The organism is Prosthecomicrobium pneumaticum (assembly GCF_014199915.1).
GTDB classification, from domain to species: Bacteria; Pseudomonadota; Alphaproteobacteria; order Rhizobiales; family Kaistiaceae; genus Prosthecomicrobium; species Prosthecomicrobium pneumaticum.
The window spans coordinates 99,858-122,796 of the sequence record NZ_JACHOO010000008.1 but is presented as its reverse complement, the minus strand read 5'-3'; the positions used below and the strand labels follow the sequence as shown (position 1 = coordinate 122,796).

General features: G+C 69.9%; 22 protein-coding genes and 1 tRNA gene. 12 read left to right on the top strand and 11 right to left on the bottom strand.

Annotation, left to right across the window (positions count from 1 at the left end):
- Positions 1-28 precede the first annotated feature (28 nt).
- The 8 genes from gpt to GGQ63_RS17525 all read left to right on the top strand — a co-directional run bounded on the left by gpt (position 29) and on the right by GGQ63_RS17525 (position 9,767).
- Positions 29-535 (top strand): xanthine phosphoribosyltransferase, encoded by a 507-nt coding sequence (gpt, locus tag GGQ63_RS17560; protein WP_183857908.1) that lies wholly within the window; start codon positions 29-31, stop codon positions 533-535.
- 22 nt (positions 536-557) lie between these two features.
- Positions 558-890, top strand: a complete 333-nt coding sequence (locus tag GGQ63_RS17555; RefSeq protein WP_183857907.1) for a hypothetical protein — start codon at positions 558-560, stop codon at positions 888-890.
- A 213-nt stretch (positions 891-1,103) separates the two neighbouring features.
- Entirely contained in the window at positions 1,104-3,716 is a 2,613-nt protein-coding gene (gene mprF / locus GGQ63_RS17550; protein WP_183857906.1) for a bifunctional lysylphosphatidylglycerol flippase/synthetase MprF, read from the top strand.
- Positions 3,713-5,176: a virulence factor family protein gene (locus GGQ63_RS17545; RefSeq protein ID WP_183857905.1), complete on the top strand. Its 1,464-nt coding sequence runs from the start codon at positions 3,713-3,715 to the stop codon at positions 5,174-5,176. Before mprF ends, GGQ63_RS17545 begins: the two co-directional genes overlap by 4 nt.
- Positions 5,177-5,258: 82 nt before the next feature.
- Positions 5,259-5,344: transfer RNA gene (locus GGQ63_RS17540), tRNA-Leu, on the top strand.
- An 87-nt stretch (positions 5,345-5,431) separates the two neighbouring features.
- Positions 5,432-7,771 (top strand): ATP-binding protein, encoded by a 2,340-nt coding sequence (locus GGQ63_RS22120; RefSeq protein ID WP_183857904.1) that lies wholly within the window; start codon positions 5,432-5,434, stop codon positions 7,769-7,771.
- Between the two features lie 119 nt (positions 7,772-7,890).
- Positions 7,891-8,385: a DUF4126 family protein gene (locus GGQ63_RS17530; RefSeq protein ID WP_183857903.1), complete on the top strand. Its 495-nt coding sequence runs from the start codon at positions 7,891-7,893 to the stop codon at positions 8,383-8,385.
- Entirely contained in the window at positions 8,385-9,767 is a 1,383-nt protein-coding gene (locus GGQ63_RS17525; protein ID WP_183857902.1) for an FAD-containing oxidoreductase, read from the top strand. Before GGQ63_RS17530 ends, GGQ63_RS17525 begins: the two co-directional genes overlap by 1 nt.
- A gap of 458 nt (positions 9,768-10,225) precedes the next feature.
- On the opposite strand, the gene GGQ63_RS17520 is transcribed toward GGQ63_RS17525, so the two are convergent.
- The 4 genes from GGQ63_RS17520 to GGQ63_RS17505 form a co-directional block, all read right to left on the bottom strand.
- Entirely contained in the window at positions 10,226-11,935 is a 1,710-nt protein-coding gene (locus GGQ63_RS17520) for an HAD family hydrolase (RefSeq protein WP_183857901.1), read from the bottom strand.
- A gap of 91 nt (positions 11,936-12,026) precedes the next feature.
- Positions 12,027-12,299 (bottom strand): hypothetical protein, encoded by a 273-nt coding sequence (locus tag GGQ63_RS17515; protein ID WP_183857900.1) that lies wholly within the window; start codon positions 12,297-12,299, stop codon positions 12,027-12,029.
- Positions 12,300-12,387: 88 nt separating this feature from the next.
- Positions 12,388-13,968, bottom strand: coding sequence for a peptide chain release factor 3 (locus tag GGQ63_RS17510; protein ID WP_210308562.1), 1,581 nt, complete (start codon positions 13,966-13,968; stop codon positions 12,388-12,390).
- Between the two features lie 103 nt (positions 13,969-14,071).
- On the bottom strand, positions 14,072-14,467 hold the full coding sequence (locus GGQ63_RS17505) for a DUF423 domain-containing protein (RefSeq protein WP_183857899.1): 396 nt from the start codon (positions 14,465-14,467) through the stop codon (positions 14,072-14,074).
- Between the two features lie 128 nt (positions 14,468-14,595).
- Between GGQ63_RS17505 and GGQ63_RS17500 the strand changes: the two genes are divergently transcribed.
- Positions 14,596-15,444, top strand: coding sequence for an NAD-dependent epimerase/dehydratase family protein (locus GGQ63_RS17500; protein ID WP_183857898.1), 849 nt, complete (start codon positions 14,596-14,598; stop codon positions 15,442-15,444).
- 39 nt (positions 15,445-15,483) lie between these two features.
- Here the strand turns inward: GGQ63_RS17500 and GGQ63_RS17495 are convergent, their stop codons facing one another.
- The 3 genes from GGQ63_RS17495 to GGQ63_RS17485 are packed head-to-tail and all read right to left on the bottom strand — an operon-like array spanning position 15,484 to position 16,827.
- Positions 15,484-15,771: a type II toxin-antitoxin system RelE/ParE family toxin gene (locus tag GGQ63_RS17495; protein ID WP_183857897.1), complete on the bottom strand. Its 288-nt coding sequence runs from the start codon at positions 15,769-15,771 to the stop codon at positions 15,484-15,486.
- Positions 15,761-16,009 (bottom strand): type II toxin-antitoxin system ParD family antitoxin, encoded by a 249-nt coding sequence (locus tag GGQ63_RS17490; protein ID WP_183857896.1) that lies wholly within the window; start codon positions 16,007-16,009, stop codon positions 15,761-15,763. Before GGQ63_RS17490 ends, GGQ63_RS17495 begins: the two co-directional genes overlap by 11 nt.
- A gap of 50 nt (positions 16,010-16,059) precedes the next feature.
- A complete protein-coding gene (locus GGQ63_RS17485; protein WP_425502091.1) occupies positions 16,060-16,827 on the bottom strand; it encodes an SDR family oxidoreductase in 768 nt (255 codons plus the stop codon).
- 146 nt (positions 16,828-16,973) lie between these two features.
- On the opposite strand from GGQ63_RS17485, the gene mgrA reads away from it, so the two are divergent.
- Positions 16,974-17,984 (top strand): L-glyceraldehyde 3-phosphate reductase, encoded by a 1,011-nt coding sequence (mgrA, locus tag GGQ63_RS17480; protein ID WP_183857895.1) that lies wholly within the window; start codon positions 16,974-16,976, stop codon positions 17,982-17,984.
- Between the two features lie 424 nt (positions 17,985-18,408).
- On the top strand, positions 18,409-18,813 hold the full coding sequence (locus GGQ63_RS17475; RefSeq protein ID WP_183857894.1) for a septal ring lytic transglycosylase RlpA family protein: 405 nt from the start codon (positions 18,409-18,411) through the stop codon (positions 18,811-18,813).
- Positions 18,814-18,846: 33 nt separating this feature from the next.
- Here GGQ63_RS17475 and modC read toward each other — a convergent pair whose 3' ends face one another.
- From modC to GGQ63_RS17455, 4 genes are all read right to left on the bottom strand, one after another.
- Positions 18,847-19,935 carry a molybdenum ABC transporter ATP-binding protein gene (modC, locus tag GGQ63_RS17470; RefSeq protein ID WP_183857893.1) on the bottom strand — a complete coding sequence of 363 codons (1,089 nt, stop codon included), beginning with the start codon at positions 19,933-19,935 and terminating at the stop codon, positions 18,847-18,849.
- The gene (gene modB, locus GGQ63_RS17465; RefSeq protein WP_183857892.1) at positions 19,932-20,621 is read right to left on the bottom strand and encodes a molybdate ABC transporter permease subunit; all 690 of its coding nucleotides are present in this window, start codon (positions 20,619-20,621) and stop codon (positions 19,932-19,934) included. The genes modC and modB overlap by 4 nt, the downstream gene beginning before the upstream one ends.
- On the bottom strand, positions 20,618-21,391 hold the full coding sequence (gene modA, locus GGQ63_RS17460; RefSeq protein WP_183857891.1) for a molybdate ABC transporter substrate-binding protein: 774 nt from the start codon (positions 21,389-21,391) through the stop codon (positions 20,618-20,620). Before modA ends, modB begins: the two co-directional genes overlap by 4 nt.
- A gap of 264 nt (positions 21,392-21,655) precedes the next feature.
- A complete protein-coding gene (locus GGQ63_RS17455; protein ID WP_183857890.1) occupies positions 21,656-21,808 on the bottom strand; it encodes a DUF1127 domain-containing protein in 153 nt (50 codons plus the stop codon).
- Positions 21,809-22,075: 267 nt separating this feature from the next.
- Between GGQ63_RS17455 and GGQ63_RS17450 the strand changes: the two genes are divergently transcribed.
- Complete coding sequence (locus GGQ63_RS17450) at positions 22,076-22,891, top strand: lytic murein transglycosylase (RefSeq protein ID WP_183857889.1); 816 nt, start codon at positions 22,076-22,078, stop codon at positions 22,889-22,891.
- Positions 22,892-22,939 lie beyond the last annotated feature (48 nt).

Below are 22,939 nucleotides of genomic sequence, written 5' to 3'. Positions count from 1 at the left end.
TCGCGACAGAGGCCGAGGCGGGCAGGCGATGAACGAGGCACAGCAGAAGGCGTTTCCGGTCTCCTGGGACCAGTTCCACCGCGATGCGCGGGCGCTGACATGGCGCCTGTCCGGCCATGGCGACTGGAAGGCGATCGTCTGCGTCACGCGCGGCGGCCTTGTGCCCGCGGCGATCGTGGCGCGCGAGCTCGGCATCCGGCTCATCGAGACGGTGTGCGTCGCGTCCTACCACAACTATGCCGACCAGGGTGAGCTGAAGGTCATCAAGAAGGTGGCGCAGGACGTGGTCGACCTCGCCGAGGGCGAAGGATCGGCGATCCTCGTCATCGACGACCTCGTCGATACGGGCAAGACCGCACGCCTCGTGCGCGAGATGCTGCCGAAGGCGCATTATGCCACGCTCTACGCGAAGCCCCTCGGCCGGCCGCTCGTCGACACCTTCATCACCGAGGTGTCGCAGGACACCTGGATCTATTTCCCCTGGGACATGGGCCTGGCGTTCCAGCCGCCGATCGTCCAGGGCACCGCCGGCTGAGGCCGCGAGCGAGGAGACCGCAATGAGCGACGGCAACGGCGCGTTCGAGGACGACGACGACCTCGAAGCCTTCCGCGAGGAGTATGAGGAACACCGCGAGGCGCTGTTCCAGCTCATGACCGATTACGCCGATGAGAAGCAGCTCGACGACGGCCTGTTCGCCGCGCTCGTGCTCGACATCGCGGTGTCGACCCGCATGCTCGGCTACGCCTACTCGGTCGAGAAGCCGTCGGTCGCCGGGCTGCGGCTCGAGCTCGACCGCTTCGCCAAGGACGCCGCCGAACATGTCCGCGAAGTGAAGGCCGGCGCCGAGGAGTTCATCGCCGAGGTGAAGGCGAATCGCGACGCCGAGTGACGTCGCGGGGCCGCCTCGCCGGGTGCGGGGCGGTTTCTCGCCGCGACGGCGCGCCTTCCGTTCGGGAAGGACGCCGGAAAGTGGTCATCGCGCCGCCACGATCCGCCGCTAACCCCGCCTCCGCTCCACGCCGACAGCGATGGACGAGGCCGAACGGGCGAGGGCTGGGCGCCGCGACGGCTTGCTCCATGCCGCCAGCCGGCAGTCGCCATCATGGTCGTCCATTCCGATTCCGTCGCCGCGCAGCGTCTGGCCCGACTGCGGCTGCGCGCCGCTCATCTCGTGGCGCGCCACCGGCCGCTCATCGGCCGCGTCGCGTTCCTCCTCGTCGTCCTCCTCGCCGCCGCGACCATCACCAATCTCCTCGACGAGATCGTCTGGTCCGATCTCATGGACGCGCTCGGCGCGATGCCGTTGTGGCGGCCGATCGCGGCGGTGACGCTGACGGCGGTGAGCTTCGTCGCCCTCTCGGCCTATGATTTCATGGCGCTGCGCTTCGTCGGCCACCGGATCGCGGCGCGCAGCGTCGTGCTCACGAGCTTCTGCGCCTATGCGGTGGGCAATGCGGCCGGATTCGGACCGCTGACCGGCGGCGCCATCCGCTTCCGCTTCTACGGGCCGCACGGCGTGCCGCCCGAAGACGCCGCCCGAATCGTCGGCTATGTCACCGCCGCCTTCGGCATCGGCCTCGCCGCGCTCACCTCGCTCGGCCTGCTCATCGATGCCCGCCATCTCTCCGAGACGATCGGCGTGCCCTCGCTCGTCCTCCGCCTCGTCGGCATCGTCATCCTGGTGCTCGTCGTCGCGCTGCTCGCGCAATCGCTGCAGCCGCATCGCGGGCTGAAGCTGCGCGGCACCGTCGTCCGGCTGCCGCCGGCACGCGACATCCTCATCCAGCTCGTCGCGACCCTCGTCGACGTCGCCGCCGCCGCCGGCACCCTGTGGGTGCTGCTGCCGCCCGACACCGTGCCGCTGCCGGCCTTCATCGCCATCTATGCCGTGGCGGTCGGCGTCGGCATCGCGAGCCATGTGCCGGGCGGGCTCGGCGTGTTCGAGACCGTTGTGCTCGCCGCGCTCGCCGGTGCCGCGCCGCTCGAATCCGTTCTCGGCGCGCTCGTCCTCTACCGCATCGTCTACTACGTCCTTCCGCTGCTCGTGGCGGTCGTCCTCGTTGCCGTCGCGGAACTCCGCCGCTTTGCGCGCGACCCTTCCGCGGCCCTCGTCGCCGAGGCGGGCGCCGCCCTCGCGCCGCTCGTGCTCGGCACGCTGATGCTCGTCGTCGCGACCATGCTGATCTTTTCCGGCGTGACGCCGAGCGACGATGCCGGCGAGGCGCTGCTCGCCCGCTTCGTGCCGCTCGATCTCGTCGAGGCCGCGCATTTCGTCTCGAGCATTCTCGGCGTCTTCCTGCTCCTCGTCGCGCGCGGCCTCGTCCACCGGCTCGACGGCGCGTGGTGGGCGGGCGTCGTCACCCTCGCCGTGGCTTTCGTCTTCGCCTTCCTGAAGGGGTTCGCCTATATCGAGGCGACGCTGATCGCCGTGCTCCTGGTCGCGCTTCTCGCCAGCCGGCGCGAGTTCCGCCGACCGGCCTCGCTGCTGCACCAGCGGCTGACCCCGGCCTGGTGGCTCGCCGTCGCGACCCTCGTCATCGCCGCCGTCACCATCCTGATCTTCGCCTACAAGGACGTCGAATACACCCATCGGCTGTGGTGGCAGTTCGAGTTCGGCGCCGATGCGCCGCGCTCGCTGCGCGCGCTGCTCGGCATCGCGCTCGCGGTCGCCGCAGGCGCCGGCTGGCTGCTCCTGCGTTCGCCGAAGATCCCCGTTCCGCCGCCGGGCGCGGAGGAGATCGCCCGCGCGGTGGCGATCGTCGCCGAACAGCCGGTCGCCGATGCCAATCTGGTGCGGATGGGCGACAAGTCGCTGATGTTCTCAGAGGACGGCCGGGCCTTCATCATGTATGGCCGGCGCGGCCAGTCCTGGATCGCGCTGTTCGATCCGATCGGCCCGCGCGACGCCTGGCACGATCTCGTCTGGCGCTTCGTCGAGACGGCGCGGGAGGCGGGCGGCCGGGCGGTCTTCTATCAGGTCGGGCCGCAGAGCCTCTCGCTCTACGCCGATGCCGGCCTGTCGGCCTTCAAGCTCGGCGAGATGGCGCACATCCCGCTCGAGGGATTCGATCTCAAGGGGAGCAAGCGGTCGAGCTTCCGCCACGCGGTCAACCGGGCGGAGCGGGACGGCGTGCGCTTCGCCATCCTCTCGCCGGCAGAGGCCGAAGCGGCGATGGCCGAGCTCCGTGCGGTCTCGGACGCCTGGCTCGCCCATCACGCGGTGCGCGAAAAATCCTTCTCGCTCGGCCATTTCGATCCGGCCTATCTCGCCACGCAGCCGGTCGCGGTGCTGAGCGTCGAAGGGCGCATCGTCGCCTTCGCCAATATTGCGACGGGCGGCGACAAGGCGCAGGTGACGGTCGATCTGATGCGCTTCTCGCCCGACGCGCCGAACGGGGCGATGGAGACGCTCTTCGTCCACGTGCTGATGCACTACAAGGCCGAGGGCTATCGCGAGTTCGTGCTCGGCATGGCACCGCTCGCCGGCCTCTCGGAGAGCCCCGTCGCCCCGCTCTGGCACCGGGTCGGACGCGCCGCCTTCGAGCACGGACGCGCCTTCTATAACTTCCACGGCCTCAGGGCCTTCAAGAACAAGTTCCAGCCGGTCTGGGAACCGCGTTACATGGCGGTGTCGGGGGGCATCAATCCGGTGCTCGCCCTGCGCGACGTGACGGCGCACATCAGTCGCGGCATGCACGGTCTGGTGTCGAAATGAGACGCTCTTTTCTTTTCCTGATCGCCGCCGCGGCGACGGCCGCCGCAGCGGCCATCGCCTATGTCCAGACTGCCCGCGCGATCCGCTTCGAGGCCGATCTCCTGCCGCGGCCGCACGTCCTGATGCCCTCCGGAGCGCCGTCGGGCGTCGTCTTCCTCGTCTCCGACGCGAAGGGCTGGCAGGCGGAGGATCAGGCCCTCGCCGAGCGGCTTAAGGGCCGCGGCGCCGCCGTGGTGGCGATCGACCTGCCCTCCTGGCTCGCCAAGGCGACCGCCGCCGTCGACCCGAAGGACGACGACTGCACCTATCTCACCGCCGATCTCGAGGATCTGAGCCATCGGATCCAGCGCGCCGGCGGCGCCTCGGTCTATCGCCTGCCGGTCGTCGCCGGCCGCGGCGCCGGTGGCGCGGTGGCGCTCGGCGTCGTCGCGCAGAGCCCCTTCGCCACGATCGGACGCACCGTTGTCGTCGACCCGCAGGCGGCGGTGCCGATGAAGACCGTGCTGTGCAGCCAGGCACCGCGCAAGCCCGAGGCGGGCGGCGTCGTCTACGGCCTGCAGCCCGGGCCGCTGCCCGATCCGGTTGACGCGATCTTCACCCCGGCCGCCGACGCGGCCGGCCGCGATCATGTCGATCAGCTGGTCCGCGAGGGCTTCGCCCTGTCGGTCTCGGCCGCCGGCGGCTCGCCGCTCGCCGCGCTCGAAGCCGGCATCGATCGGGCGCTCGCCGCGGTGCAGGCGCCCGCAGGGAATGGCGATCTCTCCGACCTGCCGATCGTCGAAGTGCCGGCGAAGGGCCATGCCGGCAGCGGCACGATGGCGATCATCCTGTCCGGCGACGGCGGCTGGCGCGACCTCGACCGCCAGATCGGCGACATGCTGGCGGCGAAAGGCGTGCCGGTGATCGGCCTCGATTCGCTCAAATATTTCTGGTCGGAGAAGCAGCCGCCGCAGATCGCCGCCGATCTCTCCCGCATCATCGATCACTATGCGGCTCGCTGGCGCGCGCATCAGGTGATCCTCGCCGGTTATTCCTTCGGGGCCGACGCCATCCCGGCGAGCTACAACCGGATGAAGCCGGAGGACAAGGAGCGGATCGCCGAGATCGCGCTGCTGGCGCCATCGGCGAGCGCCGATTTCGTCTTCGAGGTCACGAGCTGGTTGAGTTCGTTCGGGCTGGGCGGCGATGACGGGGTGCCGACCCTGCCGGAGATCGCCAGGATCGAGCCGGCGAAGCTGCAGTGCTTCTATGGCGTCGACGACGACGAATCGATCTGCCCGCAGCTGAAGGGGAAGGGGATCGAGATCATCTCGACCGCGGGCAGCCATCATTTCGACGGCGATTACCAGAGGCTCGCCGACCGTATCCTCGCCGGTCTCGCAGGCCGCGGTACGCCCGCCCGGGCGACCTCGGGGGCGGCGGCTTCCGAAGGGGCTTCGGAGACGACGGCGGAGCGCTGAAGCCCGGATCCGGCCGCTCTACGGCACCGCCGCAGCGCCCCGGCTATCGCCGGCCGGCCGGACATGGCAAAAGGCTCCCCGCGCGGGCGTGGCGGAACCGGTAGACGCAACGGACTTAAAATCCGTAGGGCATCGCTCGTGTGGGTTCGAGTCCCACCGCCCGCACCATCCTTCCCGCGCTCGGTGGACGGCGCATCGGGCGGCCTGTGAAGAAGCGCTCGACAAAGCCGTTCCACCCGCCAAGATGGTGGCGCAATGGCCGCCGAATCTCCCAAGCGCCCGCGGCGCGTCTCCGCACGCCTGCTGTTGCTCGCCCTCGTCGGCGTGCTGGTGGGTCCGGGGCTCGTGTTCACCGCGCTCCTGATCAGCCGCTATGCGGCCTCCGAGCGCACGCGCTACGAGGCGCAGGCCCGCTCGCTGGCCGAGCAGGTCAAGAACGCGGTCAACAGCGATCTCGCCGGGCTCCGCTCGACGCTGCAGACGCTCGGCACGTCGACCCGGCTCGCGGCGGGGGATGTCTCCGGCTTCTACGATCAGATGGTGACGGTGAAGAGCTTTCTCGGCGCCGACATCGCGCTCCGCGCAATCGACGGCCAGCAGCTCGCCAATACCCGGCTGCCCGGTGCGCACGATCTGCCGAAGACGCCGCTCGACGTCGACGCCGCGGCGATCGCCACCCGCCGGCCGGTGATCAGCGGCGTCTATGTCGGCGCCATTGCCCAGCGTCCCGTGATCGCCATCGCGCTCGCCTGGCCCGAGGTCGGGACACCCCGCTATCTGCTGCACGTCAATTTCTCGACCGACCGGATCGCCGAGATCATCCGCCGCGACCTTCCGCCGGGCTGGATCATCAGCGTCGTCGATCGATCGGGCGTCGTCGTCGCCCGGTCCGAGCGCCACGCCGAGATCTCCGGACAGCCCGGCCTGCCGGAGTTCATCGCCAAGCTCGACGGCCCCGGCGGCACCTTCACCAATGTCAACCGCTTCGGCGAGGAACTGCTCGTCGGCTATACGCGCTCGACGAGCTCGGGCTGGAGCGTCACGGCGAGCATCCCGGAGGCGCTGGTCCGTGCACCCCTCCTTCGTGACCTCGCCCTGCTGATCGGTTTCGGTGCGCTCGCCTTCGCGATCTCCGGCGGCCTCGCCTATTGGCTGTTCGGGCTGATCGCCCGGCCCCTCGCCGCCCTCACAAGGGCGAGCCGCAATCTCGGTTCGGAGGATGCGCGTTTCGACGTCGACACGCCGATCCGCGAGATCGCCCGGCTCGGCGATGCGCTCGGCTCGGCCTCCGACGAGCTCGCCCGCTCGATCGACCGGGCGCGCCGTTCCGACGAGGCGCTGCAGAGGGCGAACGAGCGCCTGGAGCAGAGGGTGCGCGAGCGGACGCGCGAGCTGACCGCGGCGAACGAGGCGCTGCGCACCGAGGCGCTCGCCCGCGAAGCGGCGGAGCTGCAGCTCCGGCAGGCGCAGAAGATGGAGGCGCTCGGCCAGCTGACCGGCGGCATCGCGCACGATTTCAACAACATGCTCGCCGTGGTGATCGGCGGGCTCAATCTGATGCGGGCGCGGCTCGAACGCGGCGACACCGATGTCGGCCGCTTCCTCGACGCCGCGATGGAGGGCGGCCGCCGCGCCGCGGAGCTCACCGCGCGCCTGCTCGCTTTCGCCCGCCAGCAGCCGCTCGCGCCCGAGCCGACCGACGGCAACCGGCTGATCGGCGGCATGGCCGATCTTCTGAACCGGACGCTGCGCGAGGATGTCAGGCTCGAAACGGTGCTCGCCGCCGGGCTCTGGCGCATCCATGTCGATCCCGGCCAGCTCGAGAACGCGCTGCTGAACCTCGCCGTCAATGCGCGCGACGCGATGCCCGAGGGCGGCCGGCTGACGATCGAGACCGGCAACGGCTTCATCGACGAGGCCTATGCCCTCGAACACGGCCTCTCTGCCGGCCAGTATGTCATGATCGCCGTCAGCGACACCGGAACCGGCATGCCGCCGGAGGTCGCGGCGCGCGCCTTCGATCCGTTCTTCACGACCAAGGATGTCGGCAAGGGGACCGGGCTCGGTCTGTCGCAGGTCTATGGCTTCGTGCGGCAGTCGAACGGCCATGTGAAGATCTATTCGGAGCCGGGCGAGGGGACGACGGTCAAGATCTATCTGCCGCGCTGGTATGGCGCCGAGGAGCGGCCGGGCCGGGCGGCCACCGCCGCGGATGTCGCCCGGGCGGCGGATGGCGAGACGGTGCTCGTCGTCGAGGACGAGGAGCGCGTGCGGATGATGACCTGCGAGGCGCTGCGCGAGCTGGGCTACCGCGTGCTCGAAGCCGACGGGGCGGCGGGCGCGCTCGCTTTGCTCGATGCGGGCGACACGGTGACCCTCCTCTTCACCGACATCGTCATGCCCGAGGTGAACGGCCGCCGCCTCGCCGAGGAGGCGCTCCGCCGCCGCCCGGGCCTCAAGGTGCTCTTCACCACCGGCTTCACCCGCAATGCGGTGGTGCACAACGGCGTGCTCGATCCGGGCGTCAACTTCCTGCAGAAGCCCTTCACGCTCGACCAGCTCGCCGCCCGGGTGCGGGCGACGCTCGACGGCTGAGGCGCCCGAGGAAGGCTTTGCCAAACCTCCGCGCGAGTGCCACAGTGCACTGCACCGCAGCTGCGATGCGGTGTCGCATCGGGGCGGTTGCGGCGCAGCGCGCGAAGTAGGGGCACATCATGACGATTCTCCTGGCGCTCTTGATCGGCGTCGTCGCCGGCTTGCGGGCGATGACCGCGCCGGCCGCGGTCGCCCTCGCGGCCTATCTCGGCTGGATCGATCTCTCCGGCGGCTGGCTCGCCTTTCTCGGCTCGCTTTGGGCCGTGCTGATCCTCGCCGTTCTGGCGCTCGTCGAACTCGTCACCGACCAGCTGCCCTCGACGCCGAGCCGCAAGGTGCCGGTGCAGTTCGGCGCGCGGATCGTGATGGGCGCGCTCACCGGCTATGCGCTCGGCTTCGCCGGCGGGGCCGCGCTCATCGGTCTCGTCGCGGGCATCGTCGGCGCGGTGATCGGCACGCTCGGCGGCTATGAGGCCCGCAAACGCCTCGTCGCGGCGACCGGCGGGCGCGATCTGCCGATCGCCCTTCTCGAGGACGCGATCGCCGTCGGCGGCGCGCTCCTGATCGTCGCCGCCGCCGCCTCGGGCGGCGCGCCGCTGCCGCCGGCCGTCTGATGGCGGCGGAGCGCTTCGACGCGATCGTCGTCGGTGCCGGCCAGGCCGGGCCGTTCCTCGCCGCCCGGCTCGAAGGTGCGGGCATGAAGGTCGCGCTCGTCGAGCGCGAGGCGCTCGGCGGCACCTGCGTCAACACCGGCTGCACACCGACCAAGACGCTCGTCGCCAGCGCCTATGCCGCGCATCTCGCCCGCCGTGCCGCCGAGTATGGCGTGACGATCGGCGGGCCGGTCGGCATCGACATCAAGGCCGTGATGGCGCGCAAGGATGGGATCGTCGCCAAGTCGCGCGGCGGCCTCGAATCCTGGCTCGGCGGCCTCGCCGGGCTGTCGATCCTCTCCGGCCATGCCCGTTTCGTCTCGCCGACCGAGATCCGCGTCGGCGAGCGCCTGCTGACGGCGCCGCAGATCTTCCTCAACACCGGGGGGCGGGCGGCGATTCCGGATTTCCCGGGCGTCGGCGAGATCGACTATCTGACGAATACGTCGATCCTCGCGCTCGACACCGTGCCACGCCATCTCGTGGTGATCGGCGGCTCCTATATCGGGCTCGAATTCGCACAGATCTTCCGCCGCTTCGGCGCCGAGGTCACAGTCGTCGAGAAGGGGCCGCGCCTCGTCGCGCGGGAGGATCCGGAGATTTCCGAAGCGATTCGCGGCTTTCTGGAGAAGGAAGGCATCCGCGTCCGCACCGGGGCCGAGTGCATCGCCTTCGCGCGCCGGGCGGACGGGATCGGCGTCTCGGTCTCCTGCACCGCCGGCGCGCCGGAGGAGATCGGCTCGCACGTGCTCCTCGCGGTCGGCCGCAAGCCCAACACCGACGATCTCGGGCTCGAGCACGCCGGCATCGAGACGGATGCGCGCGGCTTCATCCCGGTCGACGATCAGCTCCGCACGCGCGTTCCGGGCATTTTCGCGCTCGGCGACTGCAATGGCCGTGGCGCCTTCACCCACACCTCCTACAATGATTTCGAGATCGTCGCGGCGAACCTTCTCGACGGCGCGTCCCGCCGCGTCAGCGACCGCATTCCGGTCTACGCCCTCTATACGGACCCGCCGCTCGGCCGGGTCGGCATGACGGAAGCGGAGGCGAAGCGCACCGGCCGTCCGATCCTCGTCGGCCGCCGGCCGATGACGCGGGTCAACCGCGCGGTGGAGAAGGGCGAGTCGGAAGGGCTGATGAAGGTGGTGGTCGATGCGGAGACGAAGGCGGTGCTCGGCGCCGCCATTCTGGGCGTCGGCGGCGACGAGGTGGTGCACGGCCCGATCGACACGATGTATGCGGGCGCGCCCTCGACCACCGTCCAGCACGCGGTGCACATCCACCCGACCGTGTCGGAACTGATCCCCACCTTGCTGTCGGAACTCGCCCCGGCCGACTGATACCGGGCCCTCGTCACCCCAATGCACCCGTCACTCCGGCCTCCGTGCCGGGGTCCATATCGTGCCGCCGAGCCGCCCGGGCGCCGGGTCCACCCGTTATGCTCGCGCGCCCGCCCCGCCCCCTCTCCCGCTCGGCGGGAGAGGGTAGGGTGAGGGTCTTCCGCCGGCATGACGAGGGGTGGGGCGGTGCGAGAGAACGGCAGAACGGGTTGAATGGAACGGCGCGAGTCGAGGACGCAGAGCGCCGGTGTCTTCACGAGCACCCGTCACCCCGGCCTCCGTGCCGGGGTCCATAATCGTGTCGCCGGGCGGGCCACACGCCGCCGCCCCGTCATCCTCGCGAAAGCGAGGATCCATCACGCGGGCCGACCTCTGTTGCATCGGATCCCGCCTTCGCGGGAAGGACGGGTGGAGGAAGACCTCCCCGGAGCGGTGCCGGCCCGCCTCTCATCGCGCACCTACGGCGCCGCTTTCGCCGGTGCCGTGTAGCGCCGTTCGATCATGGCGCGCACCGCCTGGCGGCTCGCCAAAGCGTCCCGCTCTGTTTCGATCGCCTCAGCCTCGCCGGCGAGCGCGTCGTCCTTGATGATGTCACGGAACCAGCGGGAATAGTCGCCGCGACCGAGATGATAGAGCCAGGTCGCGTCGTCGACGCCCTCCGCCATCTGGACGAAGAGGGAGAGATTGTGGGCGCGCAGGTTCAGGCGGCCGTCCGGACCGCGGAAGTAGAAGCTGTCGCGCGCGGGAATGCTGCCTTCCGCATACTTCCGGGTATGACGCCGGTGTTCCTGCACCGGCCGGTCGACCTCGACCCAGCGCGGTGGTCTGTCCGAGGCGCGGTTCCAGAACAACACGGTGTCGTCGCCGTCGGCCGCGGGCAGGGGCGGCAGCGCGATCCCTGTCGCGCCGCAGAAAGCGGCGATGACATCGGCCGCCTTCGGGCCGACGCCGATCACCGTTTCGACGCTGGAAAGCGCGCTGGGCCGCATCTCTTCGGGATGGACGGTGATATAGATCGCCGACGAAAGGGCCGCCGGGACGCCCGCCTCGGCGGTCTCCGAGCGCGCCGGCAGCATGTGGTGCGCCTCGTCGATCAGCAGCCAGTGCGGCCGGGCGGTGCGGGCGCGCAGGTCGCGGACGGCCGACAGCAGCGCAGCGAAGAAGCCGGGCCGATCCTCGAGCTTGAGGCCGAGCATGTTGACGACCAGCGCTGCGGCAGCCGGCTTTTCGAGCACGTCGAGCACTTCGGATTCGAGCGGGGGCCGCTTCGCGTCGCCGAGCACGATCGCGTTCTGCAAGTGATCGTAATCGCCCTCAGGGTCGAGGACGCAGACCTGAAAGCCTTCGGCCGCCAGCTTCTCGATCGCCATCGTGGCGAGGGTCGACTTGCCGATCCCCGACGAGCCGGCGATCAGCACCGAGCCGTGCTGCGGCCGGATGACGAGATCGGGCTCGGCACCCAGCGCCACCCGCCGTCGTTCGGCGGCCCGGTCGATGTAGAAGCACTCGTCCTCGAGCAGCCGGTCGATCGTCTCGGTGACGCCGCCGCCATGATCGCGCGCGGTCACCACATCGGCCGTCGCCTTCACCGCGTCGAGCGCGTTGGCGACGGCGACCGCGCAACCGCTCGCCTGCAGAAGCGCGTGATCGTTCTCGGCGTCGCCGATGGCGAGCACGTTGAGCGGCGAGAGGCCGAGCGCCTGGAGGGCGGCGGCGAGGCCGCTCGCCTTGTTGACGCCGGGCGGCAGGAGCATCACGGCGCCCTTGTTGAACACGATCTTCCATTCGAGGCCGAGGTCACGGATCGCCTCGAGCGCGGCGGTCTCGTGCGGACGCCAGGTGGCGAGGATGCCGCGGCCGACCGAGAGCGGCGCGACGCCGCGCGCCGCAAGCGCCGCGACGAGGGCGGGCGGCGGCTCGGCACCGACGAGTTGCTGTTCCTGCGAGGCGGGGAAATAGAGAAGGGCGCCGTTCTCCGCGACGACCGCGTCGAACAGGTCGAGCCGGTCGAAGGTGCGCTTCAGATCGGGCAGTTCTCTGCCCGTGACCATCAGCAGCCGCCGGCCGCTCGCCTTCAGCCTCTCGAGCGCCGCCAGCGTCTCGTCCGCGACCCGGCCGTCATGGGCGAGCGTCCCGTCATAATCGGTCGCGAAGGCGATCAGGTACATTGATGTCTCTTGCGTCCTCTGGCGTCCGTCGCGCATGAAAAAAGGCGGCGCGTTGCCACGCGCCGCCCTTCCGTCCTTCAGACTGCGTCGGTCATCGCCGCGAGCTGGCGAGCAGCATGCCGAGCAGCGCGATCGCGCCCGCGGCGACGAGCACCGCCGTCCCCGGTCGCTCGCGCGCCTGCGCGGTCAGCATCCGCGCCGCGCGCTGGCCCTGCGCGTAGAGTTCGGAAGCCTCGTCCGAGGCCGTGTCGAAGAAGCGGCTGCCATGCTTGGAGGCGCTCGCGCTGAGGCGCGCCACCTCCTTGCGCAGGGTCGCGATCTGGTCGGCGAGGTCGTCCCGCAGATGGTCAGCGTTGTTGGCCATGTCCCGGCTCCTTTTCCCTGACGTGTGGGAAGGGAAGTCGCCGGCCGGGTTTTTGTTCCCGGCCGCCGCTCGACCGGGCCTGCGGCAATTAGGCAGCCTGGCGCTGATAGTCCTTGATGTCGCTCGCCGTGATCTGCGGCCAGCGGTCGAGATCGTAGCGCAGCTCGAAGGCCGAGGGCGCGAGGAAGACCGGGGCGCCGTCGAGATCGGACGCCATCTGCGAGCGATGCCGCTCGACGAACTCCTCGAACTTCACCGGATCATCCGAGGTCACCCAGCGGGCAACCGTGAAGCGTGCCGGTTCGAAATCGACCGGCAGGCCGTATTCCGCCTTCAGCCTTTCCTTGAGCACGTCGAGCTGGAGCGCGCCGACGACGCCGACGAGCGCCGGCGAGCCGTCATGCGGCGTGAAGATCTGCACGACGCCCTCCTCGGCCATCTGCTGCAGCGCTTCCTTGAGCTTCTTCGCCTTCATCGCATCGCCGAGCCGGACACGGCGCAGGATCTCCGGCGCGAAGCTCGGCACGCCGCGGAAGACGAGATCCTCACCGTCGGTGAGCGTGTCGCCGATCCTGAGCGTCCCGTGGTTCGGAATGCCGACCACATCGCCGGCGAAGGCCTCGTCGGCGATGTGGCGGTCCTGCGCGAAGAAGAATTGCGGCGCGTTGAGCGGGATCGGCTTGCCGGTGCGCACCAGCTTCGCCTTCATGCCGCGCTCAAGGCGCCCGGAGCAGACGCGCAGGAAGGCGATCCGGTCGCGATGATTGGGGTCCATGTTCGCCTGGATCTTGAAGACGAAGCCGGACATCTTGTCCTCGGTTGGCTCGACGGTCCGGCCCTCGGCGGCCTGCGGGCGCGGCGAGGGGGCGAAGGCGTCGAGCGCGTCGATCAGGTCGCGCACGCCGAAATTCCGCAGCGCCGAGCCGAAATAGACCGGCGTCAGATGGCCCTCGAGGAAGCCGTCGAGTTCGAAGGGCTTCGCAACGCCTTCGACGAGCTCGATCTCCTCGCGGAAGGCGGCGACGGCGCCCGGCTTCGCCATGCCGTCGATCGCCGGGTCGTCCGGCCCGGAGACCTTGACGGCCTCGCCGGAGGAATCGATCAGCCGCACCTGCCTGCGGGCGATGTCATAGGTGCCGACGAAGTCGCGGCCGCGGCCGATCGGCCAGGTCATCGCCGCGGTGTCGAGCGCCAGCGTCTTCTCGATCTCGTCGAGCAGTTCGAAGGGCTCGCGGCTCTCGCGGTCCATCTTGTTGATGAAGGTGAGGATCGGAATGTCGCGCAGCCGGCAGACCTCGAAGAGCTTCCGCGTCCGCGCCTCGATACCCTTCGCCGCGTCGATCACCATGACGGCCGAATCGACCGCGGTGAGCGTCCGGTAGGTGTCCTCGGAAAAGTCCTCGTGGCCCGGCGTGTCGAGCAGGTTGAACACCGTGCCGTCGACCTCGAAGGTCATCACCGAGGTCACGACCGAGATGCCGCGCTCGCGCTCGATGTTCATCCAGTCGGACCGCGTCGCCCGGTCGCGCTTGCCGCGCACCGCCCCGGCGAGCTGGATCGCGCCGCCGAAGAGGAGCAGCTTTTCGGTGAGGGTGGTCTTGCCGGCGTCCGGATGCGAGATGATCGCGAAAGTGCGGCGGCGGCCGGCGGGTCCCGCTGGGCGTTCCATGGGCGTCCTGAGAAGAATGTTCGGCCGCACAGATAGTCCAGCCGGCCGCCGATTGCCAGCGGAAGCGGCGGCCACGGCCCGGGTTCGGCCCGCCTGGACCCGCTCAGGCCGCCTTCGGCCCGCGCAGCATGGTGACGAGCGCGGCGAGGGTGACGCCGAGCCAGCCGAGAATCATCGTCGTGCCGCCCGCCGGCGCGCTCATCGGGAAGAAGGCCGAGCCGGCGATGTCGTGATAGGCGAGGCTGCCGCTGAAGAGCAGGAGGCCGAGCGCGATGATCCAGCCGGAAAGCACCAGCCCGCCGCCGCCGCGCCGCGATCCGTAGAGCGCGATGGCGAGGAGGGCCGGCGCATGCGCGAGCGCCATCTGGGCGGCGATGGCGAGCCGCGCCATATCGGTCATGTGGGCGCCCGCTGCGGCGCCGGCGACGCCGAACGCGCCGGCGAGCCCGGCGAAGGCGGCGAGCAGGAAGGCGGGGCGGGGTTCGGCGGCGGTCGTCATGACGTTCCCCATCGCAGGCGGCGGAGCGGCCGGCAAGCCGTCAAGACGCCGCGGGGCGCGGCCGCCCCCGCGCTTGGCTGGTCCGCCGGGCGCGGCCTATGGTGAACGCCTGCTACAGGAGGAACACCATGATCGTCGTCACCGGATCGAGCGGGCTCGCCGGCCGCTTCGTCGTCGCCGACCTGAAGGCGCACGGCTATGACGTGGTCGCGGTCGACCAGGCGCCGCAGCCGGCCGGGCAGGGCGTGCCCTTCTTCCGTGCCGACGTCACCGATTTCGGCCAGACCATGGCCGCGCTGTCGGCCGTCGACGAGCGGGTCAGGGGTGTCACCGGCATCGTCCATCTCGCCGCCATCCCGGCGCCGGGCCTTGCTCCCAACCACGTCATCTTCGACGTCAACATCCGCTCGACCTACAACGTCTTCGAGGCGGCGCGCGTGCGCGGCATCAAGGAGGTGGTCTGGGCGTCGAGCGAGACCGTGCTCGGCCTCCCCTTCGAGACGCCGCCGCCCTATGTGCCGGTCGACGAGGAGTATCGGCCGCGCCCCGAGACGGCCTATTCGCTGTCGAAATTCCTCGGCGAGGAGATGGCCAAGGAGTTCTGCCGCTGGGACCCGGAGATGAAGATCTTCGGCCTGCGCTTCTCCAACATCATGCCGCCGGAGCGCTACGCCGAATTCCCCGCCTTCGACGCCGACGCGACGGCCCGCAAATGGAATCTCTGGGCCTATATCGACGCGCGCGACGCTGCCCAGGCCGTGCGCAAGGCGCTCGAATCGCCCCTCAAGGGCGCCGAGGCCTTCATCATCGCCAATGAGGACGGCGTGATGAGCCGGCCGAACGACGCGCTGCTCGACGAGGTCTTCCCCGGCGTGCCGCGCAAGCGGCCCCTGACGGAGAATGAATCGCTGCTGTCGATCGACAAGGCGAAGCGCCTGCTCGGCTACGCGCCGGAACATTCGTGGCGGAAGGGATGAGCGGCGGAAGCATTGAGGAGATCATGACCGGCTTGCCGGTCAGAGCACGCGCTCCCAGTCCTGCCGCCCGTCGAGGACGCGCAGGATCGTCACACCGTCGTCTTCGATCGTATAGGCTATGACGTGCGCGGCGTGGAAGTGCAGGCGAACGGGCGGCTCGAATTCGGGCCACTCGCGGGCGATCAACGGATGGGCGGCGATCAGCGCGAAGGTTGCTGTCAGGCCGGCAATGTATCGTTCGGCCTGGCCGACGCCGAACCGGGCGACCCCATAGACATAGGCCTCGATCAGGTCCTCCTCGGCCCTGCGGGAGAGGCTATAGCCCATCCGTTCCCGCGCGCCGTCGGGCCTCGGCGAGGATCTCGTCCATCGACCGGGATCCGGTTCCGCTGCCACGGCCTTCGTCCAGCAGACGCTGAAGGGCGGCAATCTTTGCCTGCCGCTCCTGGTCCTGCGCGATCAGGGCGCGCACATAGTCGCCCTCGTCCGCATAGCCACCCTGTTCGGTCTGGGCGTCCACCCAAGCCTTCATCCGATCGGAAAGCGAGACGTTCATCGTGGCCATGGCCGATAAGATAGAACGTCCCGAGCTTCTTCGCAAAGAGCGCTGAGCGCTCACACCACCGCGGTCACGCCGCCGTCGACATAGAGCACGTGACCGTTGACATAGCTCGAGGCCGGGGAGGCGAGGAAGATCGCCGCGCCCTGCAGTTCCTCGAGTTCGCCCCAGCGGCCGATCGGCGCGCGCGCCTCGAGCCAGGTCGTGAAGGCCGGATCCTCGACGAGCGCCCGGTTGAGCTCGGTCTTGAACCAGCCCGGCCCGATGCCGTTCACCTGGATGCCGTGGCGCGCCCATTCGGCGCACATCGTCTTCGTCAGCATCTTCACCGCACCCTTCGAGGCCGAATAGGGCGCGATCGTCGCGCGGCCGACCTCGCTCGTCAGCGAGCAGATGTTGATGATCTTGCCGGCCCGCCGCGTCAGCATCCGCCGCGCCACCGCCTGGCCGACGACGAACACCGCGTCGAGATTGGTCTCGACGACGCGGCGCCAGTCCTCGACCGAGAGATCGACGATCAGCTGGCGTTTCTGGACACCGGCATTGTTGACGAGGATGTCGATCGGACCCTCGGCCTCGATCGCCGCGACGGCCGTCTCGACGGCACCGGGGTCGGTGACGTCGAAGGGCCGTGCCGCCGCATCGATACCCTCCTCGCGGAGCGTCGCCACCGCCCGATCGAGCGCCGCGGCGTCGCGCCCGTTCAGCACCACTCTGGCGCCGGCGCGGCCGAGCCCCGTCGCGATCGAGAAGCCGATGCCGCGGCTCGCGCCGGTGACGAGCGCCTTGCGGCCGCTGAGATCGAAGAGGGAAAGGGCCATCATGTTCCTCCAGCAGTCCGGCCGAGCGAGTCGGGGCGCATCCTAGCGGCCCGACGCCACTTGTCGAAGCGCGGCTTGACGGCGAGCCGCGCCGGTCGCCACCATTCGCGGGCGCGCCGCGCGCCGCACTCCGCCGGAGGAACCCCGCAATGCCCCATCTCGCCCGCGCCGACCGCTATGACGCCATGCAGTATCGCCGCTGCGGCCGCTCCGGCCTCCAATTGCCGGCACTTTCACTCGGGCTCTGGCACAATTTCGGTCATGCCGGACGCGAGGAGACGATGCGGGCGATGTGCTTGCGGGCCTTCGACCTCGGCATCACGCATTTCGATCTCGCCAACAATTACGGGCCGCCGCCCGGCTCGGCCGAAGAGTTCTTCGGCACGCTGATGGCGGGCGACTTCAAGCCCTATCGCGACGAGATGATCATCGCCTCGAAGGCCGGCTACCGGATGTGGCCCGGCCCCTATGGCGAATGGGGCAGCCGCAAATATCTCGTCGCGAGCCTCGATCAGAGCCTCGCGCGGACGAAGCTCGACTATGTCGACATCTTCTATTCGCATCGTTTCGATCCCGACACCCCGCTCGAGGAGACGATCGGCGCGCTCGATGCGATCGTGCGCGCCGGCAAGGCGCTCTATGTCGGCATTTCGAGCTATACGAACGCCGATACGGCCCGCGCCGCGGCGATCGCCCGCGATCTCGGCACGCCGCTCCTCATCCATCAGCCGAGCTATTCGATGTTCAACCGGTGGATCGAGGCGGATCGCCTGCTCGACCGGCTGGAGGCGGAGGGCATGGGCTGCATCGTCTTCTCGCCGCTCGCGCAAGGGGTGCTCACCAATCGCTATCTCGACGGCATTCCCGAGGACAGCCGCGCCCGGACATCGCATTTCCTCGATCCGCGCGTCCTGTCGGAGGAAGCGGTGGGCCGCGTGCGCGCGCTCGATGCGATCGCCCGCGCGCGCGGCCAGACGCTCGCCCAGATGGCGCTCGCCTGGGTGCTGCGCGACCCGCGCATGACGTCGGCGGTGATCGGCGCGAGCCGCGTCGAGCAGATCGAGGACGCCGTCGGCGCCCTCGCGCGGCTCGATTTCAGCCCGGAGGAAATCGAAGAGATCGAGCGCTCTGCCGTCGATGGCGCGCTCAGCACCGGGTGAACCCGGCCTGGCCCAGGGATCGCCCGGCTGGCCAAGTCGAGCCGGGGCGCGCGATCGTCGAAACTTTGCACCAAACTGTCGGCAATCACGGAACGACGTTGCGCCCAAGTCTATCTTCTGGGCCTTTGAATAAGTTGAAAAGTCTCTCGAAGATCAGCGGCGGCACGGTCGACTCGGGGCGAAAAGCCGCGGGCGGCGGCGTAGAGCGGCACAAGATCGAGGACGTCAGATCAGTCGAGAGGCGGCCATTAGGCGGGCCGATACGCGCGGAGCGGGAAGAGGCGCGCAACAGGCCCGCCGGAGCCTTGCCCCATTGTCGCCCGATTCGCCCCTTTGCTTAGGGGCGAGCTCAGGGGGAACTGAGCGTGACAGAACGGGTGACAACGAGCGCGTCTGGCGAGCGCGCGAAACGGAGAGATCCGGGGTGCAATCGAAACTGGCTTGGGCGGCGCGTGCCGCCCTGTTGACGACCGCGCTCGGCGCGTTCGCCGCGCTGACGGGTGCAGCGCAGGCGGATTCGCAGTGCGGCAAGGCCTCCTGGTACCGGCTCGGCGGCAAGACCGCGAGCGGCGAGCGCAGCGCCGTCGGCTCGCTGACGGCGGCCCATCGCAGCCTTCCCTTCGGCACGCGGGTGCGGGTCGAGAATCTGAAGAACGGCAAGTTCGTCGTCGTGCGCATCAATGATCGCGGCCCCTTCGGCCGCGGCCGTGTCATCGACGTGTCGCGCGCGGCGGCCGAGCAGCTCGACATGGTGCGCACCGGCACGGCGAGCGTCCGCATCACCGTCGTCGAGGGCGACGCGACCGGCCTCAAGGGCTGCCGCGCCTGATCCGAAACGCCCGGCGGCGCGCGCGCCGCCGGGTCAGTCCGTCGCGCCGGAGAAGGCGAGACCGTCGATCGCCACCGCCTTGACGAGGGCGACGACCGGCATTCCGGGTTCGAGCGCCAGATCCTCGGCGGCGTCCGCGGTGATCTGTGCGACGAGCGGCGCGCCGCCGGCATCGAGCCGCACCAGGCGGTCGCCGGATCTCTGCACCTCGATCGCCACGACCACCGCCTTCAGCCGGTTGCGGATCGACAGCCGGCCCGGCTCGCCCACGGCGAGGGCCACGTCGCGGGCGCGGATGCGCAGCCGCACGGCGCTGCCGACCGGCCGGTCGAGACGCGAAACGAGGATTGGTCCGGCGGGATGGTCGAGCCGGGCCGGCCCGTCGGCTCCGCTCGCGCGGCCGAGCGTGGCGGTGAGCACCGTCGCCGCGTCGAAATCGTCACGGCTCTCCGCCTGGCCGAATACGGTCTCGACGGGGCCTATCCCCGCGACGCGCCCCGCCTCGATCAGCACGACCCGGTCGGCGAGCCGCGCCACCTCCTCGATCTGATGGCTGACATAGACGATCGGCAGGCGGAACCGCGCCGACAGGCCTTCGAGATAGGGCAGGATCTCGGCCCGCCGGGTGCGGTCGAGCGAGGCGAGCGGCTCGTCCATCAGGAGCAGGCGCGGCGCGCAGAGCAGCGCCCGGCCGATCGCCACGCGCTGTTGTTCGCCGCCCGAGAGGTCGCGCGGCCGGCGGTTCAGAAGCGCCGAAAGGCCGAGCAGATCCACCACCGTTTCGAGGCTCGCGATCGGCGCCCGCCCGCGCGCGAGCCAGCGGCCATAGAGGAGGTTGCGGCGCACCGAGAGATGCGGGAAGAGCCGCGCCTCCTGAAACACCATGCCGATCGCCCGGCGATGCGGCGGCACCAAGACGCCGGCGGCCGTGTCGACGAGCGTCGTGCCGCCGAGCCGGATCGTGCCGCGGTCGGGCGGGGCGAGGCCGGCGATCAGCTTGACGATGCTGGTCTTGCCGGCGCCCGAGCGGCCGAAGAGGGCGGTCACGCCGTCGCCGGCCGAAAAGGCGACGTCGAGCGCGAAGGCGCCGAGCCGCTTCTCGATCGCCACTTCGATCGTCATCGGCCCGCCCCCTTCACGCGCCGTGCCAGCAGTTCAGAGGCGATCAGCGCGGAGAAGGCGATCGCGATCGAGACCGCGGTGAGCTTCAGCGCCTCGGCATCGCCCGATGGCGTCTGCAGCGCGGCATAGATGGCGGAGGGGATCGTGCGCGTCTCGCCGGGGATGTTGGACACGAAGGTGATCGTCGCGCCGAATTCGCCGACGGCGCGGGCGAAGGAGAGCACCGTTCCGGCAAGAATGCCCGGCACGGCGAGCGGCAGAGTCACGGTGAGGAAGACGAGGATCCGGCCGGCGCCGAGCGTCGCCGCCGCCTCCTCGAGCCGCGAATCGACTGCCTCGATCGACAGGCGGATCGCCCGCACCATCAGGGGAAAGCCCATCACCGCGGCGGCGAGCGCCGCGCCCGTCCAGCGGAAGGCGAGCACGACGCCGAAAGCCTCGTCGAGCAGGCGCCCGGCCGGGCCGTTGCGGCCGAAGAGGAGCAGGAGCAGATAGCCGGTGACGACGGGCGGCAGGACGAGCGGCAGATGGATCGCCGCATCGAGCAGCGCGCGGCCGGGGAAACGGCCGCGGGCGAGGAGAAGGGCGACGAGAATGCCGAAGGGCAGGCTCGCCACGGTGGCGACCACCGCGACGCGCAGCGACAGCGCGATCGCCGCGATCTCGTCCGGCGAAAAGGAGATCATCCCGCGCCGGCGAGCACCGTGAAGCCGGCCTTCTCGAAGATCGCGGCAGCCTCCGGCCCGGCGAGGAAGTCGAGCAGCTTCTTCGCGTCGGGTCCGGCCGATTTCGTCAGCGCGAGCGGATAGACGATCGCGGGGTGACTTCCGGCGGGGAAGGTGCCGACCACGGCGACGGCGGGTTCGGCCGCCGCGTCGGTCGCATAGACGATGCCGAGCGGCGCCTCGCCGCGGGCGACGAAGGCGAGCGCGGCGCGGACATTGTCCGATTCGGCGAGCCGGGCGGAGACCGCGCCCCAGACGCCGAGCTTCTCGAGCGCCGCCTTCGCATATTTGCCGGCGGGCACGGAGGTCACCTGGCCGACGGCGAGCCTGCCGTCCGCGCCGAGCGCGCCGGCGAGATCGAAGCCGGGCGCGATCGCGAGCGTCGGGACATGATCCTTCGGCGCGACGAGCACGAGCGTATTGCCGAGCAGCGAGGAGCGCGTCGCCGGATCGATCAGCTCGCGTTCGGCGAGATAATCCATCCAGGCGAGGTCGGCGGAGAAGAAGAGATCGGCCGGCGCGCCGGCTTCGATCTGCTTGGCGAGCGCGGAGGAGGCCGCATAGCTCACCCGGACCGTGTCGCCGCTCTCCTTCTCATAGAGTGCGGCGGCCGCATCCATCGTCTCCTTGAGACTCGCGGCGGCGAAGACGGTGATCTCCGCGGCTTCGGCGCGCGGTGCGGCGAAGGCGAGGAGGAGGGCCGCGGCGGCGGCCAGGCGACGGAACTGCATTCGGACGTCTCCCTGCTGTCACCGATATTTCTGCATGGAAATATCGATGCCGCAAGGCCGCGCGACACGCGCAAATCAGGGCCGCGACGCGCGAAGACGTCGATGCCGCAAGGCGGCGCTGGAAGCGGAAGACGGGCATAAAAAAAGCGCCCGTCGGGGGAGGAGGTCCGACGGGCGCTCAGGAAATGGCGCTAAGCGGGGGAGGAGGTCCGCGTCGCGCCGATCACCGGAGGAGGGAGGAGGTTCCTCCGGCGAAGCTCGTGATCAGTAGCCGGCGGCCTTGCGGGCGACGGTGTCGATATCGTTGCGCGACATGCCGAGGTCGGCGAGCTCGCGATTGGAAAGACGAACCAGCTCGTTATAGGTCTGGCGATACTTGCGCCAAGTGTTGAAGCCGGAAAGAAGCTTGTTGCTCATCGGGGCAGTCCTCGAATTTCGGTCTCGATCGGCTCAAGGACCTCGTTTGATCCGTTCCGATCTTTCATGACCAAGATATGCCCGTTGCGGCCGGGTTCAGCTAGCCTCTCTCGCGCATGGCAGGGCTGCGCTTCTCGCAGGGCAACATGAAACTCGCAGCCATGATGCGCCGCACAATCGCCCCAATCGGCCGCCGACCGACTCGCCCCTCGCTTGCCCGCCGCCGCCCCTCCGCCTACCGTTCGCGCAGAAAAACGGAGTTCCGCCATGCGCAAAGCGCTCGTCCCCCTGCTTTGTCTCTTCGCCCTGGCGGGCGTGTCGGTCGCCTCTGCGGCCGCGCCCGCCTGCCGCAACACACAGGATTTCTCCGCCTGGCTCGCCGATCTCCGCCAGCAGGCGGCAGGGCAGGGCATCTCTGCCCGCGCCTTGCGGGCGCTCGACGGCGTGACGCTCGATCCCGCCGTGCTGAAGCTCGACCGCAACCAGCGTCATTTCCGCCAGAGCTTCGAGCAGTTCTCGCGCAACCGGATCTCGCCCGGCCGGGTCGCCAGGGCGCGCAGCATGCTCGAGCGGAACGCCCGCCTGTTCGCCCGCGTCGAGCAGAAATTCGGCGTGCCGAAGGAGATCCTCGTCGCGATCTGGGCGATGGAGACCGATTTCGGCGCCAATATGGGCAACCGGCCGGTCCTGCGCTCGCTCGCCACCCTCGCTTACGACTGCCGCCGCTCGGAGCTGTTCACCACCAACCTCCTCGATGCGCTCCGCGTCATCGACCGCGGCGATCTCGCTCCGGCGCAGATGAAGGGCGCCTGGGCGGGCGAACTCGGCCAGACCCAGTTCATGGCCTCCTCCTATTATCGCTACGGCGTCGATTTCGACGGCGACGGCCGCGCGAATCTCATCGCCTCGGTGCCGGACGTCATCGCCTCGACCGCCAATTTCCTGCGCGGTCACGGCTGGCGGGCCGGTGGCCCGTGGGGCGAGGGGAGCGCCAATTTCGCGGCTCTGCGCGAGTGGAACCGCGCCGAAGTCTATGCGAAGACGATCGCGGCCTTCGCCGACCGGCTGGCGGCGGGAAGCTGAGCGCCGCGCCACGCGGGGGGCTCTCGCGGGCGCGGCGAGGGATCACGT

Bases quoted from the DNA above. Each gene is read 5' to 3' on its own strand.
- gpt (WP_183857908.1), top strand. From the start codon at position 29: ATGAACGAGGCACAGCAGAAGGCGTTTCCGGTCTCCTGGGACCAGTTC.
- GGQ63_RS17555 (WP_183857907.1), top strand. From the start codon at position 558: ATGAGCGACGGCAACGGCGCGTTCGAGGACGACGACGACCTCGAAGCC.
- mprF (WP_183857906.1), top strand. From the start codon at position 1,104: ATGGTCGTCCATTCCGATTCCGTCGCCGCGCAGCGTCTGGCCCGACTG.
- GGQ63_RS17545 (WP_183857905.1), top strand. From the start codon at position 3,713: ATGAGACGCTCTTTTCTTTTCCTGATCGCCGCCGCGGCGACGGCCGCC.
- GGQ63_RS22120 (WP_183857904.1), top strand. From the start codon at position 5,432: ATGGCCGCCGAATCTCCCAAGCGCCCGCGGCGCGTCTCCGCACGCCTG.
- GGQ63_RS17530 (WP_183857903.1), top strand. From the start codon at position 7,891: ATGACGATTCTCCTGGCGCTCTTGATCGGCGTCGTCGCCGGCTTGCGG.
- GGQ63_RS17525 (WP_183857902.1), top strand. From the start codon at position 8,385: ATGGCGGCGGAGCGCTTCGACGCGATCGTCGTCGGTGCCGGCCAGGCC.
- GGQ63_RS17520 (WP_183857901.1), bottom strand. From the start codon at position 11,935: ATGTACCTGATCGCCTTCGCGACCGATTATGACGGGACGCTCGCCCAT.
- GGQ63_RS17515 (WP_183857900.1), bottom strand. From the start codon at position 12,299: ATGGCCAACAACGCTGACCATCTGCGGGACGACCTCGCCGACCAGATC.
- GGQ63_RS17510 (WP_210308562.1), bottom strand. From the start codon at position 13,968: ATGGAACGCCCAGCGGGACCCGCCGGCCGCCGCCGCACTTTCGCGATC.
- GGQ63_RS17505 (WP_183857899.1), bottom strand. From the start codon at position 14,467: ATGACGACCGCCGCCGAACCCCGCCCCGCCTTCCTGCTCGCCGCCTTC.
- GGQ63_RS17500 (WP_183857898.1), top strand. From the start codon at position 14,596: ATGATCGTCGTCACCGGATCGAGCGGGCTCGCCGGCCGCTTCGTCGTC.
- GGQ63_RS17495 (WP_183857897.1), bottom strand. From the start codon at position 15,771: ATGGGCTATAGCCTCTCCCGCAGGGCCGAGGAGGACCTGATCGAGGCC.
- GGQ63_RS17490 (WP_183857896.1), bottom strand. From the start codon at position 16,009: ATGGCCACGATGAACGTCTCGCTTTCCGATCGGATGAAGGCTTGGGTG.
- GGQ63_RS17485 (WP_425502091.1), bottom strand. From the start codon at position 16,827: ATGATGGCCCTTTCCCTCTTCGATCTCAGCGGCCGCAAGGCGCTCGTC.
- mgrA (WP_183857895.1), top strand. From the start codon at position 16,974: ATGCCCCATCTCGCCCGCGCCGACCGCTATGACGCCATGCAGTATCGC.
- modC (WP_183857893.1), bottom strand. From the start codon at position 19,935: ATGACGATCGAAGTGGCGATCGAGAAGCGGCTCGGCGCCTTCGCGCTC.
- modB (WP_183857892.1), bottom strand. From the start codon at position 20,621: ATGATCTCCTTTTCGCCGGACGAGATCGCGGCGATCGCGCTGTCGCTG.
- modA (WP_183857891.1), bottom strand. From the start codon at position 21,391: ATGCAGTTCCGTCGCCTGGCCGCCGCCGCGGCCCTCCTCCTCGCCTTC.
- GGQ63_RS17455 (WP_183857890.1), bottom strand. From the start codon at position 21,808: ATGAGCAACAAGCTTCTTTCCGGCTTCAACACTTGGCGCAAGTATCGC.
- GGQ63_RS17450 (WP_183857889.1), top strand. From the start codon at position 22,076: ATGCGCAAAGCGCTCGTCCCCCTGCTTTGTCTCTTCGCCCTGGCGGGC.